This window comes from Fictibacillus sp. BK138, from assembly GCF_004216955.1.
Lineage (GTDB): Bacteria > Bacillota > Bacilli > Bacillales > Fictibacillaceae > Fictibacillus.
In genome coordinates, this window is the sequence record NZ_SGXL01000001.1 from 2,843,049 (window position 1) to 2,863,245 (window position 20,197).

Below are 20,197 nucleotides of genomic sequence, written 5' to 3' on the forward strand. Positions count from 1 at the left end.
GGAAACGCTGTCAAACATGTTGTAAAATAAAACTTCCGCTCATTTTAAAAATAACAAAATATGTTAGGAGCTGATTTATGGAAACGCTCAAAGCCTCTCATTTATTTAAGGTCTATCTTTGGACACTATCGTTCTTAAAACCTTATAAATGGCTCTTCACTCTCATGGTTGTCAGCAGTATTTTAATCACGGGAATCGAACTCTTAATCCCAAAATTCATTCAATATTTTATTGATGTCATCGTTCCAGAAAAGAATACACAAATGTTCTTCAAACTTCTGGGCGGAACTGTCGGATTACTCGCTATCATGATCTACCTCAGCACGGTCCGAAACAATCTTCAGCGCATCGTACAAGAAAAAGCATCGAGAGATATACACTTCAGTATTTTCCAACACCTTAGAAAATTAGGGTTTTCTTATTTCGAAAAGACTCCGATCGGAGAAACCCTTTCCTTAATGAACACAGAAGTAACGGCCGTTCAAAATTTATACCGCCAATTCATTCCTTATATGATTCAAGAAGCCATCTTTTCAATTTTAGCTATTTTTATTCTGTTTACGATGAATGTCAAACTGGCATTGATCATCATTCCTGCATTTCTTCTTTATTATGTAGTCGGTCCTCGTTTTGAACGAAAAGCTTCACTTCTTAGCAAGGAGTTAAGTACGAACCGGATTGCCTTAAACAAGAAAATCTATGAAACCATCAGCTCATTGCTCGAAGTGCGTGCGTATTCTTCTGAAAAATGGGAGAACGGACGGCTTAACGATAAGTTACATACTTATAATCAAAGCATGATAAAAGCCTATCTCTATGCGTATATCCGCGGAACCGTCCGGCGGCTTTCCTATTATGCAGGCGCTATCGCAATCTTAATCTATGGTTCTATCTTAGTTCGCTCAAATAATCTTACAGTTGGTGAATTTTCAGCTTTCCTGCTCTACTATTTTACCGCTATGCACCGTTTGACAGCGGTCATTACCTCCATGACGGAACAGCGGGTACTCATGTATCAAGTCGATAAAATCTATCAATTGATAAAAATCAAACCTGAGATTACGGATCCGGAGCAACCCGTCCTGCTTTCTGCTGTGAAAGGAAAAATAGAGTTTAAGAATGTTCACTTCCGCTATCCTGCTTCTGAAGATATCATAAAAGGCTTTAACTTAACGGTTAAACCAGGTGAGAGGATCGCTTTTGTCGGCACGAGCGGAAACGGAAAATCTACCCTTTTAAAACTGTTAGGCAGATTTTATGATCCTACTAAAGGTGATATTTTACTAGATGGTATTTCTTTAAAAGATTTAAAGCTTTCTCAAATTCGTGATTCATTCGGCTATGTCTTTCAGGAAACCTATCTTTTCGGATCAACCATCAGAGAAAATATTCGTTTCGGTGACCCTGATGCAACAGACGACCAAATTGAAGAAGCTGCCAAAGCGGCTTATGCGCATGATTTTATACTGAAACTCGAGAATGGATATGACACTTTGATCGGTGAGCGTGGTATCAAGCTATCTGGCGGACAAAAGCAGCGGATTTCACTTGCCCGTATGTTCTTGAAAGACCCGAAGATCATCCTGCTCGATGAAGCCACGTCTGCACTAGACAACGTAAGCGAAGTGGAAGTTCAGCGCGCATTGGATACCCTCTTAAGTGGAAAAACCACTCTTACTGTAGCTCACCGACTCTCAACGATACAAGATTACGATCAGATCATTGTTGTCGATCAAGGTCGGGCTGCTGAAATAGGAACGTATGAAGAATTGATGGCACGAAAAGGAATCTTTTATCACTTGTCTGCAGGCGAGGATACAGCACATCTGCCTGTTGTCGAAAAAGAGATCGTTTAATTGGAGGGGTTAGATGGATAATATAAAATGGCTTCTTCATTATATAAAAAAGATTAAGTGGTTCTTCCTGTTCTCAGTACTTTTATTATGTCTAGAATCGATGGCGATTATCGCGACCTTTGGCTTGCAGAAGTTCATCATCGATGATGTTTTTATAAACGGACAATACGATAGACTCGTTCCGATCTTACTCATGTTCGCTGGTGCTTTCATAGCGTATGCTCTTCTTTTTACGCTCGCACCTCATACTTTTCACCGGATTCAGGCAAAAGTCATTGCAGCTTTGACCCAAGACTTTATGAACTATATGCAGCGTATTCCGGTTAAGACTTTTCATAATGAACGTGTGACGAAGTATGTTCATTATTTATCAAATGATGTGTCACAAGTTGCCGGCATGATAGGCGGTTACATCCCGAGACTTATTCAACTCTTTGTCACAATCGCTGTACTTTCGGTCATTATCTTCATCTCTTCTCCTATTCTTTTAGCATCTATTTTGGTATTTAGTGCTCTATATATCGTGATGGGAAGACATTTCTCACCTTTGATACGTACAGCTGGAAAAGAAGCTCAGGACCGGAAAACGGATCTCTTAATCCATATCGAAGAAGGTATCTCATCTACACGTGAGGTCATAGCGTATAACCGGACTGATTGGGAAACTTCGATCTATAACCGCCATTTCAAACGGTATTTCAATGCCGTTATGAAACAAGCTAAGATCAACAACAAACAGCTTCTCGCAAGTGAACCTTTAAAATGGGGAGCCTCATTGATCGTGATAGGATACGGCGGATATAGCGTCATCCAAGGAAATCTCTCAATTGGTATGTTCATCATCGTCTACCAATTTACCGGCCAGCTGATGGATGCCCTGCATCGTTTGTTTGCCTTTTCGATGGACCTCTCTAACATTTATGCGAACGTTGATAGACTTCGTTCCGTGATCGAGTCTCCGACCGAAAAAGATGGTTCTATACCGTTTATTGAAAAGATCGAATCTATTCAATTTGATAAAGTTTCGTTTTCTTACAACGAGGAGTCTGACAAGAACGTGCTTCATGATCTTACGTTTACGATCCCTGCCGGTAAGAAGGTTGCTTTTGTCGGAACGAGCGGCGGCGGAAAATCAACAATCGCTCAGCTTCTTATGCGTTTCTTCAAACCAACAGAAGGCAATGTTTTCATAAACAGCCATTCCATTCATGACTTGATATACGCCGACTGGACGAAGCAAACCGGTTTTGTTACACAAGAACCGTATTTGTTCCCTGACACCGTAAGGAATAACCTGTTATTAGGAAGAGATATTTCTCATGCGAAAATGATTGAAGCGTGTGAAATATCTCAAATTCATGCATACATCGAGAGTCTTTCTGAAGGATATGATACAGAGATCGGAGAAAGAGGCATCACTCTCTCAGGCGGACAACGGCAACGTTTGGCTCTCGCAAGGGCAATCATCGCAAATCCCGAAGTCTTAATCTTAGATGAAGCAACGTCAGCGCTAGACCTTGAAACAGAACGGCAGGTTCAATGCAATTTCGACCTTGTTAGAGAAGGAAAAACGACGATCGTGATCGCCCATAGACTTTCTACCGTTCAGAACGCAGATATCATCTATGTAATGGATAACGGCTCAATCGTTGAGCAAGGAACTCACGATAAGTTAATGCAAGAAAATACAGTTTATAAAAGTTTGGTTTATGCAGAAAAAACGTTAGAAGTTGGTGCATAATGAAGAAGTATAAACTGCTATTGTTTGATTTAGATGATACCCTTCTGCATTCGGACTGGTTTAAACAAGGATTGATTCAGACCATCGAAGAACATCCTTTAACGAAAAACATTGACGCAGCTCTATTCCTTGAGAAAAAGCTGCGTGTTCCATCCCACATGATCGATAAGCTTAAAAATCGTGAATTCACACCTGATGAATTTCGAAGAGCCAGGTGGCAGCATGCTTTTTCTCATTTTGATATAAATCCAGACGATGAGGCACTGACTGAAATTGAAAACCTTTTTTTACAAAAAGGTCTTTCTTGCATAAACAAAGATCCATCTCTTATCTCGCTTCTTGAGGATTTAAGAAATCATTATGAACTTGGCATTGTGACGAACGCCCTTTACGATCCACGTCAAAAAATCTATCATATGGGATTATCCGAAGTGTTTCCTGACAAAACTATTTTTAGTGCAGAAGAATTAGGATTCAGGAAGCCAGATCGTGAATTCTATCATGCACCCCTTACCTATTTTGAAGTAAACCCAGAGGATACAATGTTCATCGGGGACTCTTGGATACATGATGTAGCAGGAGCAATGGATGCTGGAATGAGTGCGATCTGGATCAATTCACGAGGTGCTGTTCCAGCAACTGGTCATTCTCCTTATGCTGTTGTGTCAGATGTGAAGGATATAAGAGATTTGTTGCTGAATGACTATAACAATACTATTTGGGAGGATCTATCCATGAACTCTACTAAATCCATCGTAGATAAATTAAATCTCACAAAATATACAAACAGACTGATTCTTAACCTGCCTGAAGATATCGACGAATTTAAAGAATTTGATTATGATGCTGCCATTCAACAAGAAAAATACGACCTCATCTTTGCCTTTGTATTTAACTTAGAGGAATTTTCAAATGAGCTTAACAACGTAATCGAGAAACAGCTGCTCAGCGAAAAAGGTTATCTCTTTTTTGCTTATCCCAAAAAGAACAATCCACAATATAAAGAGTACATTGAACGTGATCAGATCTTTCCCTACATAAAAGTTGGTGAGGATGGCTATGTGGCAGAAAGCAATCTCAAGTTTTCGAGGATGGTCAGTTTAAATGACGTGTTTACAGTTGTCGGTTTGAGATCCGAGAAAAAGAAGGCAGCCTCCAGTTCTAAGAAGAGTCAATGTGTGGATGACTATATCGTTCATGTGGATGATATTAAAACATATTTAGAGAAGAACGCAGAATTATTAAGTGCTTATAATGCTTTAACGTTTGGCTATCAAAAGGACTGGGCTCGTTACGTATATTCTGCTAAACGTAAAGAAACACAAGAAAAACGTTTACTGGAGATGGAAGACATCTTAGGGAAAGGCTACAAATCAATCGATTTATATAGAAGAAGAAGTATGAAATAACACACAAAAAAGTGACGAGGTTGATCCCGTCACTTTTTTTCATAACCTGTGATGAAAAATCAATTCGATTCCATACTCTCCATCATGATCCTCATCTTTATAAATAAAACCTGCTTTTTTGTATAAGTTGATCGCAGCCATATTTGTATCATGAACCGTTAGAATGATCTCGTCTTTGTCTTTGTATTGTTCTTTCACTACATTCGGCAATGCTCTCAAAGCCTCAAGTGCATACTCTTTCTTTTGATGACGGGAATCAATCGATAACGATTTTAAAAGGATGGCTTTTTTATTATTCGTGTAGATATTTCCTGATGAGTCTGTGTATAGAGCAAACCAACCCACTACATGACCTTCTGAACAAATCACAAACGGCTGATTCCATTGATCACTCTGAAAAGTCTCTACAATAAGTGAAGGAACGGATGTATAGATCGCTTGCTCGTCTGGTAATGTGTACTGGTTGATTGTCTGTAAATCAGCATCGTCAAACCGCCTCACTATAATACTAGTTGTCATTGTATCCACTGCTCCCTTTCTAAATCATAAACTCAAGGAATTTTATCTGCTGTGAAGAATACCTTTTAATATTCAATCCGAATACAGGAGGCATCTAAAATTGAAGAAGAAACTCCTTATTGCAGCTTTTTTATTATTTGGATTTGCTTTTGCATCAACGTTTGTAAAGGGACAAGATTCACAGATAAAGAAGGCAGAAACGACAGACACACCACGTTCAATAAAAGATGGTACTGTCTTATTTAAAGGTGAGAATGACTATTGGGAAGCAGAGTTCCTCATTACAAAAAATATGGTGAACCAGCTTAAACTTAAGCGTATATCTACAAAAAATCAACTTCCCCAACAGCTTTCCTTCACATTAAGTACGGCTTTTGACCAAGATAGAAAACAACAGCAAATCGGTGCATTCACTGTATCGTTTGATGAATTTCCAAGTGAGTTATCACTTGAATTTAAAGAGAACAAGCTCTTACAACCTTTAGGGGACAATCTGGTCTTGAAGATCAATGGAGATGGGCATTATCAGTTTTTCAATATGTATGCGGTAGATTGATCAGAGACTGCGCATTCCGATTAAAAGTTTAAAATCGCTGCGGTTCTTATTTGTTCTTTTATATCCTTCTTTGGAGTCTAAGATCACAACTGTTTTCCAAATCCATATTCTCAAATAAAGCGAATGCAGTCTGATAGGCAATACGATCCCTTTTTCTTCGAATTCCGTACCATTGTTTAATTCTGTTTCCATCCTTACAAACCATCTGTTTCCGAATCCGAATTCAATAAATTTCAAATTACGAATCTCCTTTTTCCGGGCTCAGACCGTTTTTCTTTTCTTTTCAAACTGCTTCTCTTCTAGTTTTTTAATCTTATCGTACATTTTGAAAAGCAAGGCTGTTGTAAAAGAAAATTGGACCATAAAGAAAAAAGCATGTGCAAATTCCCTATCTTCACCGCCCACAAGAGCACCTAGTTAAAAAAATACAAGAATGCTGCCGATCATCGTTAATATGAAGACAACGACTTGATTATCCATGAGACTTAGCCCCCCCCCCCACGATTTATTTGTTTTTGATTTCTTTTAATAGCGAAATCACTTTTTCGTTTTGTTCAATAATGGTTTGATTTTGTTTCCTGAATTTAGCCATATCAAACATAAATACTAGTAAGATGATAATGATAAAGAAATCCATAACCACACTCCTGTCTAAGTTAATTTTAACATAAATACCCACATGGATTTCCTTAAATTAGGTCATAATTACCTCTTCCCTTTTCCTAGCTCTAACCCTTATTGTTAGAGGTAGAGAAAACATCTGGATGGAGCTGAATGAAATATGGAGCAGATTTATAACTTGCTTGAAAAAGAGCTGGTGATAGCTTTAGGATGTACCGAACCTGTTGCCATTGCACTTGCTGCTGCTACGGCAAAAAAATATACGGATGAGAATGTCACTTCGATCTCTGTTTCAGCGAGCGGAAATGTGATTAAAAATGCATTGTCAGTAGGCATTCCTGGCATGAGCTTTACCGGCATCGATTTTACAGCAGCTCTTGGTGTCATCGCTGGAGACGCTTCTAAACAGCTTAGAGTTTTAGAGGGAGTTACAGAAAAAGATGAACAGGCTGCAATTCAACTCGTTCGTGAAGGTAAGGTGAGAGTGGAGACAGCAGATACACCTGAAAAATTGTATATTGAGGTTCATATAGAGTCCCTTTCGAAAAAGATTAAGGTAGTCATTTCTGGTGACCACACGAATGTGAGTTACATCTCAGTTAATGATGATGTCCTGCTGAATCAATCCGATACGACCAAATCCACACCGCAAAAACAAGAAAAGTTCCCCGAGCTTTCGGTAGATGACCTTTATACTTTTGTAACTGAAGTACCACTTAACAGATTGGAACTCGTTAAAAGAAGCGTTGAGCTGAACCGGGCGATTTGTGAAGAAGGGCTTTCAAATGATTATGGTTTAAAAGTTGGTAAGACTCTCTATGATCAAACCAAATCCGGAATTCTTACAGACGATCTTGCGACTTACAGCATGGCGCTATCGGCTGCTGGTTCAGATGCCCGGATGGCCGGATCCACCATGCCGGTAATGGCGAACTCCGGAAGTGGAAATCAAGGGATTGCCGTCACGATGCCGGTTGTTGCGGCTGCTGAAAAAATCGGGGCAATTGAAGAAAAAATGCTGAGAGCTGTAACCTTAAGCCATCTGCTCTCCATCTATATGAAGTCAAAGTTCGGCCGTCTATCGGCATTATGCGGGGTAACCGTTGCAGGTGCCAGCGCATCTGCTGCGATTACTTATCTTTTAAGTGATGACTTGAATAAAATTAAAGCCGCTATTCAGAACACGCTAGGAAATGTAAGCGGAATGGTGTGTGATGGTGCAAAAGCAGGCTGCGCAATGAAGGTCGCCACCTGTTCGAGCGCTGCAGTGCAATCAGCCATTCTCGCCTCACAAGGCCTATGCATTCCTTCCACGAACGGCTTTATTGAAGAAGACGTTGAACAAACGATCGAAAACTTTTGTCGTCTCGGGAACGAAACTTCAGGCACAACAGACAAAGTTCTTTTGGATATGATGGTGAATAAAAAATCCGTGTTAAAAGCTAACTCATAAAATGGGTTAGCTTTTCTAATTGTGTTAAAATTATCCACATAGAGATTTGTGAATGGGGATGTGTTCTTGTTGGGACTTGAACAAACAATTGGTGAAGGAAGTACTGCAAAAATAATTTTTATGGATGACAGAACAGTTGCTAAACAGTTCTTTGATCGGGTTTCGCACTCTTCAATCGATAATGAGTATTTAAAAAGTAAAGCTGTGATGCATTCCGGGCTCCCTGTACCGGCCGTTCTTAAGAAAGTGATTCATAATGGGCAAACTGCTCTTTTATACGAAAGAATAAACGGATCTCCTCTAACACAGAAATTATCAAAACAACCTTGGACTGCAATTCATCTGATAAATCAGATGGCTAACTTACAAGTGCTCATGCACGATAAAGAAATCTTCGGACTACCTCAGCAAGTAGATATAATGCAGCAAAAAATAACACTCGTAAAGCGGAAAAATGTTTCATAGCTGAACATCTCTCGAAACTTTCAACAGGGAAATCTTTATGCCATGGAGATTTCCATCCGGATAACATACTTCTTTGTGATCGTGGACCCGTAATTATTGATTGGGCAGATGCAAGCGAAGGAAACAGATTGGCAGATTTGGCGCGTACTCTGGTTATTTTGAAATACGGTGGAATGCATTCAGGAATGAAACCTTTTAAACTTAATGCGGTATTGTATGTAAGAAATCTATTAGCTCATAAATACTTAAGAAGCTATAGAAGGTCCTTTCATTTCTCGCTTGATTCTCTCAAAGAATGGATGCTTCCAGTAACAGCAGCTAGATTAAGTGAAAACCTTCCCGACCAGGAAAAAGAAAGACTAGTCATGCTTGTTAAACATCACATAGAAAATAATGCACTCAAATAAAGGGGGAATTTTAATGATCTACGAAATGACGGTTCAAGTTCGTGTTTCTGATATAATAGAAGGCCAGCGATTTTATGAGACGCTGCTTAACAAAGAGCCAGATTTTGTTCCGCATGAAGGGTTTGCTGAATGGGAACTGATTCCGAACTGCTGGCTGCAAGTTGCTGAAGGCATTCCAACAGAAGGCAGCGGTCCGATTCGATTGGGAGTCGAAGATCTTGCTGCTGAGAAAAAACGTTTGATGGAAATTTTAAAAGTTGAGGAATTCGAAATTCAGGAACGTGAAGAGGTTCCAGTGAAATGGGCTACTTTTTCGGACCCTTGGGGTAATCAGCTAGGTTTGTTTGAGTACAAAGATGAAAACAATAAGAAAGAGAAACTCGAACTTATAGTAAGGAGATAGTCATGAGATTTATTATTGCATCAGTCATATCTGTCCTTTTTGGTGCTCTCGTGTTTTTTGCACTACCAGGCGGCGGGAACTTGTTAGAAGTTGAATGGCAAGGTGTACTTTTCAGCCTGTTTTTCGGTGTGATCACTACACTACCTTTTTTCCTGTTCTGTACATTGCCGACTGCTTTTATCGTGGAAGGACTTGCAACGAAATTCTGGATTAGACTTAGAATCCGCTTAATTTTATATATTCTATTAACGGCATTATTCATCATTCTTTATCGTTTCACACTCTTTTATTGGATGGATTTCGCAGAATCCAACCTTTTTGCCGTATTCGGCTATAGCATCGCCTGTTCCGTAGCTTTTTGCTACAGTTATACCCTGCTTAAAAGAAGAAGAAAGATAGAGCCAGAACCGGAAAGTGAGCCAAGAAGTGCTAAGAGGTATCGTGGTTCTCATTAATTTAATATGATTAAACTTTGTTGGGTTACATGAAAGGAGAAATCTTTTAATGTACCCTTTTTCACTTTTCGGTGTTTTTTTGAGGCGGACACTTTTTATAAGTTCCGCTATTTTTGTCCGGTTAAGTAGAAAAAATGTGCGGTTGCGCCACTTTTTTGTTCGGTCAGGACTGATTTTTGTTCGGTTCACACGTTTTTTTGTACGGTTCGGTATTTTGTGTTCTTTTCGCAAAGAATTAACAGACATGCCGGCGCTCAGTGAGTGAACAAGTGAACTTCGGAAAAATTCAGGAGTGAAAAGCTCGGCCACGATCCACTGAAACAGAAAAAAACTGCCTCATAAGCACATAAAATGTACGTTAAGGCAGCTTTTTTAATAAAAATTATCGGTTTCTCACCGAATCTCCCTCTATCAAACTAACATTGATCCGTTCGTGTTCGGGCTTTTTCTTCTTTATAAGGTTGATCAGCAGTTCTGACGCCAGCGATCCCCATTTGTGTTTCGAATAGTTGATGGTTGCGAGTCTCGGCTGGATATATTGAGATACTTCAATATTATCGAATCCGATAATATGAACATCTTCTCCTATACGCAGGTTCGTCCGGCTAAAATAGTTGTACATGCCGATCGCCATCTCATCGTTCAGACAAAATACTCCGACTGGCTCCGAAAATTCCTGATGAATCTTCTTTGCCGCAGCCTCACCTGATGGCTTGTTAAAATCTCCATCAAGTTCAATATACTCTACCTGAGAATAACGCTGCACGGCTTTTTGTACAGCTTCGAGCCTTTGACGAGCGTCAAACGAAATCTCTGGACCCTTCAAAACATAGATCTTACGGTGACCTTTTTCAGCTAGATGGTCGATTGCAAGGGTTGCACCCGCTTTGTTGTCGAGCAGTACTTGAGAGATGTTCGGATGGTCCATTCTACGGTCCATCACGACAAGCTTGTGGCCGCGCTCAGCGTGGCTCAGCAATTCCTCCGTCTCGTATGTCGCATCCAGAATGATTGCCCCGTCGATCATACGCTCCGGTAAGAATCGGTGCGATTCTTTACCGCTGCAGACGATCAGCTCGTAGCCGTTTTTGCTGAGCGTTTCCATCATCCCTTGAAGAAGTTCGCCGTAAAACGCACCGCTGTAATTCGTCAGATAGATGCCAATAATCTTGGTTTCTCTCTTTTTCAAAGAACGTGCCGCGGCACTTGGAATATAATTTAGTTCTTTCGCGATTGCCTGTATGCGTTCAGATGTTTCCTTCGTTACTTTCGGACTTCCGTTTAAGGCATAGGAGACCGTGGATATGGAAACACCTGCTTTTTTCGCAATGTCTTTAATACTTACCAACGAAATTCTCTCCTATCTCTTTCTGTAAACGTTTTCCTTTATTATACCGAATGATTATGAATAAATCTCCACCGTATTCTTGTCTTCCGTTAATTCTCTTACTAATTCGGAACGATTTAAGACTAATCCACCATCACGATAAAGGTTTTGATACGTTTCTGCTTTCACATCTTTACCGTTAACGACAAGACGGCTTTCTTTTATACGATTACGATAAATAAAAGTTACAGGTTTTTCATCAAGCATGTATTCAAATTCCAGTCCATCCATGTTTTCTGGAAGTACAGGATCAATAATGAGAAGATCACCATGCGGACGAATCCCTAAACAGTTAGAGATCAGCTGGTTCATATAGATTCCAGGACCTGATGAATAGATGCGCCATCCGCCTTTTACTTTCTCCTTGCCTTCTTTCAGCTCGCCAAAACGTTCCTGCGCTTCATAACGCGTTTTGAAATCACCGTCTGAACTGCTGAAGTAGGCATTGCTCTGGCGTCTCTCTGCGTTTGGAACCGCTTCTTGAATCATGACTGGGTTGATCTTTTCTAGACCGCTCCAGACCTCACCTGTTTTGCCTAGTTTCGCCATCGCTTCTACAAAACGGATGTGAGCGTGAACGTATTGCAGCCCGATCTCTCGTCCAAAGTTTGAAGCTTGTTCAGCACGCTTAAAGTGTGTGCTGACACCGCCTTTGTAATGTGCTGGCTTATCCATCAGTCTCACACCATCCGGACAATAAAACTTTTCCATGATCACGTCAAGGTGCTGTGCTGCTTGTTCTGGAGTTAAAAGCTCTGCGATCATACTGCGTGTCATCGGAAGCAATCGGTAGTTGATTCCTGTTGTGTTATCACTTGGGTGCAGCATAAGTTTCGGTTCTTCTGCATTCTCCATATAGACAAATCCAGGAATAACATCATGACTCAGCATATATTTTTGATAATCTGACTTAATGTTTTCACCAAGCTTGCCTAATTCACGAGACTTCTCTTCGTCCACATTGTTCACTAATTGTGAGAACTGAGTCATCACTTGATACGTCAAAGCGACTGTCCATGAGCTCACCATGAATTTTTTCAGCTGCGGGTTTGCCGGCTGAAGCGTGTCATCCCAGTCCCCGTCACCGTAGGAAGAAAGGTGCGTATCATGCAAGAAGTTCGCTTTCATATAATCGATCTGCTTTTGAATGTGAGCCATCAATGTTGCTTTTTCTTCTGTAAAGCCGAACGAACTGTCTGTATAAGGAATCTCTTCATTTAAAATCGAAAAATCGTTTGTAGCTGCTACATAATCAGTCACAGCTTTTAACGGCCAAACGATGATGTCACCATGAGATTCTTCTTGCTGGATCTTGAAATACTGATCGAACATGAACCATTGCGGCCAGTTGCCTGTTTCTTCGTACTGATGTGAGTAGACAGTCAGCAGGATTTCTTTTACTGCGTCATAATGCTGTGTCGCCAAGAAATATTCAGTCGGTCCTTGACATACATCACGTGTACCCCAAGCTGCTCCTCCATACTGCTCCAAACCGTGTGGAACCGAATAATGAATAAGCATGTTATGCGTGTACCAGTGTGCCAATGCGTTCATCTTCTGAAGCTCTGGTGTCTCTTCCCCGCCTTTTGATAAATGGAAGCCGCGATTCGTGTTTCGGATAAATTCACGGTAACGCTCGATTTCTAGATCCGGTTCTTTTTCTGTAAAAGGAATCGCCTTCCCGTCGATAAGGCCTTGGACTGTAACCGTCCATTCACTTGTTGGAGCTAGATCACAAACAACGAGCGAAGCTGACAGTGGTTCGATATTCTCCCCAAAGATCGTCTCATCCGTCACTTGCATTTCTGCCCCAGTTACTTTCATTCGATAGCTCAAGTTTTCATATGTTTTTGCACTGTCGGATGAAGCATCTGCTGTGAACGTCAGAACATCATCCTCTTTTTCCATTATAAAAGGCACTTCGTATTCCTGATTGTTCATGGATATTTGATTCGTTACGACGAAGCGGTATTTCTTCCCGCTCTGTGTCTTCACTTGCAACTCCACTTCAGGTGAATCGACCGTTGTGAAGTTTGTGATGATAAACATTTCATCATCTGTTTTGTAGAACCAGCGTGTGTAGTTAAAGCCCATTTCGAATAGTGATGGCATCGTCAAAAGCTGAAGTTTGCCGTCGAGTTCAACATAAATGCGCTGGCCTGATGTCTTCATCACATTCAGTGCATTACGCGCATTCGTCATCATCTTATGAAACGAAGTGTTCCCCACAACCAGCTGAGAGTTGAAGATTCCGTACATATATGAAGTTGTCGAGATCGTATCTTCTTTTAGATGAACGTTGTTGCCTGTTACGAGAATGTGCCCGTGCGGACGTTCTACGATTCTTTCTTTCTCTTTTAAAACAATATGTTCATACGTCGGTGTGAAGAAAGACAGGAGAGTGTCCCCTTCAAATTCTTCTAAAATTCTTTCCGGGAACAACTGATCTACTTCTTCAATCGTTAGATCTGCAGTTTTTAATGTTCCTGCAAACGCTTTATTTTTACTTACTTTTGGAAGAGAAATCGCTTCTTTTGCACTTTGAGATTGCACGTCTTTCCACGCATCCAGTACTTCTGATGTATATTCAACGGAAGAAATCGCCTCTGGATGATCCTCTTTAAAGCAGCCATAAAAGACAAACTGTTCTTTTCCTTGCAGTTCAACGGTTTCTGATTGAAGAGCAATATATGCAAACTCATATTGATAGACTTCGTTCGGAAGATTCTCCTCATAAAGTGCTTGTGGTACATCCGTTTCTTTGTAAGAACGGCCGAAGAATTGGAAACCATCTGTCGCATATCCCGTCGCTTTTGTCAGTGAACCTTGCTGCAGATACGGAAATGCAGTACCGTTCGGCTGGTTCTGGCGAGAACAAACGACATATCCTAACGTTTCTTTTTCAAAAACACGATGATCGACATATTGAGCGATGAACGCTTCATTTGTACGAACGGCTCCTCTGTGAGCAAGACCAACGTCCTGTCCATAGATGATATCTGCTTTTACATCCGAACCATCTAACTCTACATCCCAAAACCAGATGCCTTTTTCTGATAAAGTGAAAGATACTGTATAAGAAACACCTTCAAAGGATCCTTTCCAGGTCACTTGTGAGTCAGTATGTGAAACCGAACTATTTGAATGAACACCTAATAGCGGCGTTACTTTGATGCCATCATTTTGAAATAAACGCAGATATAAGTTGTTCAATGCGCCGTCGACCGGGTTGCTCATCCATTGATTGATCATCGTATCATGATGAGAAACTTCAAAAATATCACCCGAAGCTAAAAAAGCAACTCGAAAATCGCCAGCTTTAATCTCAAAGTTTCCCGTTGTCATCGTTTCCATAGATTATCCCTCTATTCCTATTAAGTAACTTCTACTATCTTGTTTAATACCTGATGACTTGAATCTTAATAATTACAGTTATCGAAACGTTTCTATCTAATTCAAGGCGATTATAAGCTTATTTTTGGAAGTGTGTCAATTTAGCTATACGGACCTTCCAAACGAATTAAAGGTAAAACCCTTTTGTTTTCAACAGAAAATGGAATTTAATCATCTTTTAAAAATTCTGTGTTGAAAACGATTACAAGTTGAATTATAATGTGCTTATCGAAACGTTTCAACAGTAAATTCAAAAAATTTCAGGGTATATTAAAAAAGAATTGCTTTTATTGCAGGTGGTTCAAAACCGCTATATAAGCAAAAATTTAGGGGGAACACACATGAAAAAACATTGGTTTAAGAAGTCAATGGTTACTTCAATGGTTGGAGCATTAGTACTTTCTGGAGCACTTGCAGGCTGCTCAAACGATTCAAGCGAAGGAAAAACAACTTTAACAGTTTGGGGTATGGGAGAAGAAGCAAAATCCCTTCCTAAGATCGTAGAAGAATTTGAAAAAGAAAATCCGAAGATCGATGTAAAAGTACAAGCTCTTCCATGGGATCAAGCACACGATAAACTTCTAACAGCTGTTGCATCAAAAAAAGGACCAGATGTTCTTCAGATGGGAACAACATGGATTCCTGAATTCGCTTCAGCAGGAGCTTTAAAAGACTTAACGCCTCACGTGAAAGATTATCCTGAATTAGATCCAAACAACTTCTTTGAAGGTTCTGTTGAAACGACTAAATACGAAGATAAAATGGTTGGTGTACCTTGGTACGTTGACACTCGTGTACTCTACTACCGTACTGATCTGCTTAAAGAAGCTGGCTACGATGAAGCTCCAAAGACTTGGGATGAGCTGAAAGATGCTGCGGACAAGCTGGCTGACCGTGGCAAAGGAAATTACGGGATCTCAATCGATGCGAAAGAACAAAGTTTATCTTTCATGTTTGCCCGCCAAAACGGTGCTGAACTTCTTGGTGAAAACAACGATCCTAAATTCAACGAACCTAAATTCGTTGAAGCAGTGGAGTACTTGAACAGCTTCTATGAAAGCGGAGCAGCACCTAAAGAAGAGCTTGGCATGGACATTATCCAAGGTTTCCGTGGAGACGGTATTCTTCCGATGTTCATCAGTGGACCATGGATGATCAAGCTGATCAACGACCAGGCACCTGACTTAAAAGGAAAATGGTCAACAGCCGTACTTCCTGCTAAAGAGAACAATATTTCTGCTCTTGGCGGATCTAACTTATCTGTATTTGAACACACGAAGCATGAAAAAGAAGCATTGAAATTCGCAGCGTTTATGAGTAAACCAGAAACACAGTTGAAGTGGATGGAAATGACTAACTCTCTTCCAGCTGCACAAAAATCTTGGGAAGATGAATCCCTTACTGGCAACGAGTATTACAAAGCGTTCGGTGAGCAAATGGAGAACTCACAGCCGATGCCTGTCATTAAGCAATGGGAAGAAATCGCTCAAACGTACTTGAAGAGCTTTGAGAAAATTTACCGCGGCGGAGCAGACGTCCAAAAAGAGATGGATGCTTTCGACAAGAAATCAGAAGAGATTTTAAAGAAATAAGTCCGGTTTAACAAAGGTATAACGAGCAGCTGATCCTGCTCGTTACCTTTTTATTGTTAGACTTGGGGAACTTTGAAGGATGTGAAAAACATGAAAAGCTATTCAAAAACAACTCCTTATCTCTTTATAGGACCGGCTCTTATTCTATTGGCTTTATTTTCTCTTTTCCCGATTGTTGTTGCATTGGTGATTAGTTTTACCGACATCGACCTTGCTGGTTTAGCTGATTATTCAAACATCAGCTTTATAGGAATTGAAAATTACTTAAATATATTTAAAGATCCGATCTTCTTAAAATCGATCGGCAACACCATCTTTTATGTAGTGTTCGGTGTTCCGCTTGTAATAGCATGTTCACTTGGAATTGCACTATTGATCAACTTTGGTACAGCAAGAATTTTTAAAGCTTTTCGACTCGTTTTTTATATGCCTTCAATTACGAACGTAGTCGCTGTAGCTGTTGTTTGGACGTACCTTTATAACCCGCAATTCGGTTTGTTTAACTATCTATTGGGACTTGTCGGCATTCCGGCTATTCCTTGGCTGCAGGATCCAACGATCGCGAAAGGCTCATTGATCGCCCTTGCTGTCTGGCGTGCGATCGGGGTTAACATGATCATCTTCCTCGCTGCGTTGCAAGGAATTCCGAAGACATATTACGAAGCAGCACAGCTTGATGGTGCGAACAATTGGAAACAGCTTACGAAAATTACGATTCCATTGCTTCGTTATGCGATCTTCTTTGTATCAATTACCACGATGATCGGCTGGATTCAATTTTTCGAAGAACCGTTTGTTATGACAAAAGGTGGTCCATTAGACAGTACGACTTCCGTTGCGCTATTTATCTACCGCAATGGATTCCAGCTAAGTAACTTCGGTTATGCAGCTGCCGGATCATTTGTCTTATTTATCGCAATTATCATCATTACAATGATTCAGTTCAGATTGCAAAAGAAAGAAACCGACTTTTAAGATGTGAGGTGAGAACATGAAAACAAAAGTATCTGATGCTAAAAAAGCTTACAGAACACAGCAATGGATAGCCGGAATCGTTTTAACACTTGGCGGATTGCTAGTTGCCATTCCGTTTATCTGGATGATCCTTTCCGCTTTCAAACCTGAAAGTGAAGTCCTTCAGCTCACACCAACATTGTGGCCTGAAACGTTCACAGCGGAAAACTTCGTCTATCTGTTTGAAAACATGAACTTTGGTGTTTATTTAAAAAATACAATTATCGTTGTCCTCTGTTCTTTTGTCGGACTTTTCTTTAACGCGATGGCTGGATATGCTTTTGCAAAATACAAGTTCAAAGGCAGAGATAAGCTCTTCTATCTCGTGCTTGCGACGATGATGATTCCTGGTCAGGTTACGATGATCCCTGTTTACTTGATTTTGAATCAGATGGGATTGACGAACACGATGGCTGGTGTCGTGTTGCCTGGTTTAGTCGGCGCATTCAGCATCTTCTTATTTAGACAGTTTATGTCTACGATACCAGACGAGCTGCTTGAAGCTGCCCGGTTAGATGGAGCTAGTGAGTTCCGCGTGTTCATGCAGCTTATCCTTCCGATCTCAAAGCCAATCATGGCGGTGCAGGGAATCCTGACATTCATCGCTGGATGGAATAGTTTCCTCTGGCCTTTGATCATCGCGAACGATGAGAGTTTGTACACATTATCTGTAGGATTAAGTCTATTAAAAGGACAATACGGCGGAAACTTTGCTCTGCAGATGGCTGGTTCAACCTTCATGGTCGTACCGATCGTGATCATCTTCATCATCTTCCAAAAGCACATTATCGAAGGCTATACCATTTCGGGTATGAAATAATACGAAGGGGCTGACTATTTAATGTCAGCCCTTTCTTTAATATATCGGAACTTTTACGGTACGTGTTCTTATATTTGTTACACGTTCGCTCAGAATTTCCGACCTTCGCTCAGAATCTCTAATCTACGCTCAAAAGTAGTGGAGTTTCGCTCAAAATGAGCTAGCTACACTCAAAAAACACCACTTTTCGCTCAAACACTATTTCATTTTGCTTCATTAGTAATTTCTTGAAGGGCTACCGTCTGATAAACCTTAAAAAAACCATCACAAAACACATCCCACTCTTCGGCAGCTTGGATTGATTCGTCTGATACGTCCCCGCATACTGGTTTTTGAAGTAAATCGGTTAATTTTCCCGTATAATCCTCAATGGTTTCCTTTGTTGCTCCTTGTAGAACATTCCCAACAAAATCACCAGGCGGGTACCAGCCTGCCACTCTTTGAATATCACGATATATCTGCGTCAATAAAAGATTCCGAGGCCCTTCCCACTGTTCATTAACCACAACGTCACGGAAGATCCTCGGCAACGAAGAGAATTCCTCCATCACACCGTGCCCGCCAAAAATGGAAACCGCATCACGCAGGACTTCCGCTCCTTCATTGGTCGTACAGATCTTTTGCAATAAAACAAGTTCTCTTAAGTTGAACAGCTGTTTTCTTAATTCAAGCGGCCGGTCATTTGGTATGCCAGGATTTAATGGCCGATCCAGCTTCAGGAATAGATCGTATATCTTAAAAGCACCTGCGGTCGTCCGTTCAGCAGCATTCTCAATGCGTTTCAGTGTTCTTGCCGAAAGAGGATACTCCTTTACCTTTTTGCCAAAAACTGTCCGAAAATCACTATATAACTTCGTTTCTCGCGCTGCACGAAGCATGAAGCCAGCACAAGCAATACCAATTTCAAGCCTGGATAAAGTGAGAACAATACCGACTGCAACAGCAATTCCTTTTCCTTCTGGTCCGATCGGATAAGCAAGCGCACCATCATACTGAATCTCTCCTGTCGGTAGCTCGGCTGTTCCCATCTTCCATTTGATTCGATTAATTTGATAGCCGTTTCTTTTTTCACTTTCTTTATCGCCAGGCAGCCAGGATGGAACAATGAAAGTTGATATTTTATCCGATCCACTAATTTTTGCCGTGACCACTGAATAATCTGCGTGTGCTACTGAACAGAAAAACTTGTTTCCGTACAGGCGATAGTTCTTCCCGTCTGGGACTGCTTCTAGAACATTGGCTGGCAGATCGGATCCTCCTTGCATCTCACTCATGAATTGAGCACCAATTGCAAAGTCACCGTCTAGCCCCTCTTTTGTGTGCTGCAAAATTTCTTGAAGTTCAGGATGCTCTTGGTTCGGATATTCCTCAAGTAAAGCGATGAGTCCGATCGTACAAGTCACAGGACAAGCAACACCCGCCTCCCCAAGCTGGTGGATCAGCATTCGTTTTACAAAGCTTTCCCAAGGTTTCATTTTGTCAGAAAAAAGTCCTTCACCAAAAACTTCTTTTTCAAGCTGATGCATTTCCATTGGACGGACAATCCGATCGATACGATTATTGAATGCATCATAATGAGCCATGTAAGGGCGAACTTCTGGCCGTGCGTTCTGCTCAGCCAAACGGTTCCATTTTGAAGAAACGGTCGACGAAAATGAGAGGACCGCATGATTAATAGATTGAAATTCAGCTCCAGTAAAATTTTGCACCGCTTGTTGTAAAAAAGGTTCATCGCGGTACCAATCAAGGCTTTGGCGTTTTTGCAGAAAATCTTCGAACGTATACGTGTTCTTTCCTTTTTGGATTTGTTCTTGTGAGGTAGCGTTCATGAAAGTCACTCCTTTTCATTAGTAGGTTTTATGACTTAGTTCGCTTAAATTACCTCAATCCCTTTTGTTTACGGTACGTGTTCTTTTATTTGTAACACGGTCACACAGGAATTCTTTCGTTTCACGCACGAACTTATTTTTTCACGCAAAAATTCTCTCGTTCCACACAGGAATTCTTACTTTCACGCAAGACCTGGCTCGCTCCACGCACAAGATGATCTCCAGCAGCTTCTTCACACCAAAAACACCCTCATCCACAAGGAAAAGGGTGCTCATC

General features: G+C 40.7%; 18 protein-coding genes and 1 pseudogene. 13 read left to right on the forward strand and 6 right to left on the reverse strand.

The features are described from left to right. Window positions 1-77 precede the first annotated feature (77 nt). From EV282_RS14340 to EV282_RS20650, 3 genes are read left to right on the forward strand one after another with little or no spacing between them, the layout of a single operon-like run. Window positions 78-1,856, forward strand: a complete 1,779-nt coding sequence (locus tag EV282_RS14340) for an ABC transporter ATP-binding protein (protein ID WP_130296447.1) — start codon at window positions 78-80, stop codon at window positions 1,854-1,856. Window positions 1,857-1,869: 13 nt separating this feature from the next. Beyond that, the gene (locus EV282_RS14345) at window positions 1,870-3,597 is read left to right on the forward strand and encodes an ABC transporter ATP-binding protein (protein ID WP_130296448.1); all 1,728 of its coding nucleotides are present in this window, start codon (window positions 1,870-1,872) and stop codon (window positions 3,595-3,597) included. Further along, window positions 3,597-5,006 (forward strand): HAD-IA family hydrolase, encoded by a 1,410-nt coding sequence (locus EV282_RS20650; protein ID WP_347400190.1) that lies wholly within the window; start codon window positions 3,597-3,599, stop codon window positions 5,004-5,006. The genes EV282_RS14345 and EV282_RS20650 overlap by 1 nt, the downstream gene beginning before the upstream one ends. Window positions 5,007-5,045: 39 nt before the next feature. Here EV282_RS20650 and EV282_RS14360 read toward each other — a convergent pair whose 3' ends face one another. Beyond that, window positions 5,046-5,525 carry a GNAT family N-acetyltransferase gene (locus tag EV282_RS14360; protein WP_130296449.1) on the reverse strand — a complete coding sequence of 160 codons (480 nt, stop codon included), beginning with the start codon at window positions 5,523-5,525 and terminating at the stop codon, window positions 5,046-5,048. A gap of 100 nt (window positions 5,526-5,625) precedes the next feature. Between EV282_RS14360 and EV282_RS14365 the strand changes: the two genes are divergently transcribed. After that, entirely contained in the window at window positions 5,626-6,081 is a 456-nt protein-coding gene (locus tag EV282_RS14365; RefSeq protein ID WP_130296450.1) for a hypothetical protein, read from the forward strand. Here the strand turns inward: EV282_RS14365 and EV282_RS14370 are convergent, their stop codons facing one another. Beyond that, window positions 6,082-6,318, reverse strand: a complete 237-nt coding sequence (locus EV282_RS14370) for a DUF3977 family protein (RefSeq protein WP_130296451.1) — start codon at window positions 6,316-6,318, stop codon at window positions 6,082-6,084. Between the two features lie 268 nt (window positions 6,319-6,586). Further along, window positions 6,587-6,718 (reverse strand): hypothetical protein, encoded by a 132-nt coding sequence (locus EV282_RS20615; RefSeq protein WP_278043776.1) that lies wholly within the window; start codon window positions 6,716-6,718, stop codon window positions 6,587-6,589. 144 nt (window positions 6,719-6,862) lie between these two features. Between EV282_RS20615 and EV282_RS14375 the strand changes: the two genes are divergently transcribed. From EV282_RS14375 to EV282_RS14395, 6 genes and pseudogenes are all read left to right on the forward strand, one after another. Further along, a complete protein-coding gene (locus tag EV282_RS14375) occupies window positions 6,863-8,155 on the forward strand; it encodes a serine dehydratase subunit alpha family protein (protein ID WP_130296452.1) in 1,293 nt (430 codons plus the stop codon). Between the two features lie 69 nt (window positions 8,156-8,224). Next, complete coding sequence (locus EV282_RS14380; RefSeq protein WP_130296453.1) at window positions 8,225-8,620, forward strand: hypothetical protein; 396 nt, start codon at window positions 8,225-8,227, stop codon at window positions 8,618-8,620. Beyond that, window positions 8,617-8,712 (forward strand): annotated as a pseudogene (locus EV282_RS20695) (phosphotransferase); the annotation flags it as partial. The gene EV282_RS14380 and the pseudogene EV282_RS20695, both read left to right, overlap by 4 nt. A gap of 36 nt (window positions 8,713-8,748) precedes the next feature. After that, window positions 8,749-9,027, forward strand: coding sequence for a hypothetical protein (locus tag EV282_RS14385; protein ID WP_242611884.1), 279 nt, complete (start codon window positions 8,749-8,751; stop codon window positions 9,025-9,027). Between the two features lie 13 nt (window positions 9,028-9,040). Beyond that, window positions 9,041-9,430 carry a VOC family protein gene (locus EV282_RS14390; protein ID WP_130296455.1) on the forward strand — a complete coding sequence of 130 codons (390 nt, stop codon included), beginning with the start codon at window positions 9,041-9,043 and terminating at the stop codon, window positions 9,428-9,430. Between the two features lie 2 nt (window positions 9,431-9,432). Beyond that, window positions 9,433-9,885 carry a hypothetical protein gene (locus tag EV282_RS14395; RefSeq protein ID WP_130296456.1) on the forward strand — a complete coding sequence of 151 codons (453 nt, stop codon included), beginning with the start codon at window positions 9,433-9,435 and terminating at the stop codon, window positions 9,883-9,885. A gap of 382 nt (window positions 9,886-10,267) precedes the next feature. On the opposite strand, the gene EV282_RS14400 is transcribed toward EV282_RS14395, so the two are convergent. After that, window positions 10,268-11,233 carry a LacI family DNA-binding transcriptional regulator gene (locus tag EV282_RS14400; RefSeq protein ID WP_130296457.1) on the reverse strand — a complete coding sequence of 322 codons (966 nt, stop codon included), beginning with the start codon at window positions 11,231-11,233 and terminating at the stop codon, window positions 10,268-10,270. Between the two features lie 54 nt (window positions 11,234-11,287). After that, entirely contained in the window at window positions 11,288-14,626 is a 3,339-nt protein-coding gene (locus tag EV282_RS14405) for a GH36-type glycosyl hydrolase domain-containing protein (RefSeq protein WP_130296458.1), read from the reverse strand. 380 nt (window positions 14,627-15,006) lie between these two features. Here EV282_RS14405 and EV282_RS14410 point away from each other — a divergent pair, with 380 nt between their 5' ends. The 3 genes from EV282_RS14410 (at window position 15,007) to EV282_RS14420 (ending at window position 18,091) form a co-directional block, all read left to right on the forward strand. After that, window positions 15,007-16,257 (forward strand): sugar ABC transporter substrate-binding protein, encoded by a 1,251-nt coding sequence (locus EV282_RS14410; RefSeq protein ID WP_130296459.1) that lies wholly within the window; start codon window positions 15,007-15,009, stop codon window positions 16,255-16,257. A 90-nt stretch (window positions 16,258-16,347) separates the two neighbouring features. After that, window positions 16,348-17,232: a carbohydrate ABC transporter permease gene (locus EV282_RS14415; protein WP_130296460.1), complete on the forward strand. Its 885-nt coding sequence runs from the start codon at window positions 16,348-16,350 to the stop codon at window positions 17,230-17,232. A gap of 16 nt (window positions 17,233-17,248) precedes the next feature. Continuing rightward, window positions 17,249-18,091: a carbohydrate ABC transporter permease gene (locus EV282_RS14420; protein ID WP_130296461.1), complete on the forward strand. Its 843-nt coding sequence runs from the start codon at window positions 17,249-17,251 to the stop codon at window positions 18,089-18,091. 203 nt (window positions 18,092-18,294) lie between these two features. On the opposite strand, the gene EV282_RS14425 is transcribed toward EV282_RS14420, so the two are convergent. After that, the gene (locus tag EV282_RS14425) at window positions 18,295-19,920 is read right to left on the reverse strand and encodes an acyl-CoA dehydrogenase family protein (protein WP_130296462.1); all 1,626 of its coding nucleotides are present in this window, start codon (window positions 19,918-19,920) and stop codon (window positions 18,295-18,297) included. Between the last annotated feature and the right edge of the window lie 277 nt (window positions 19,921-20,197).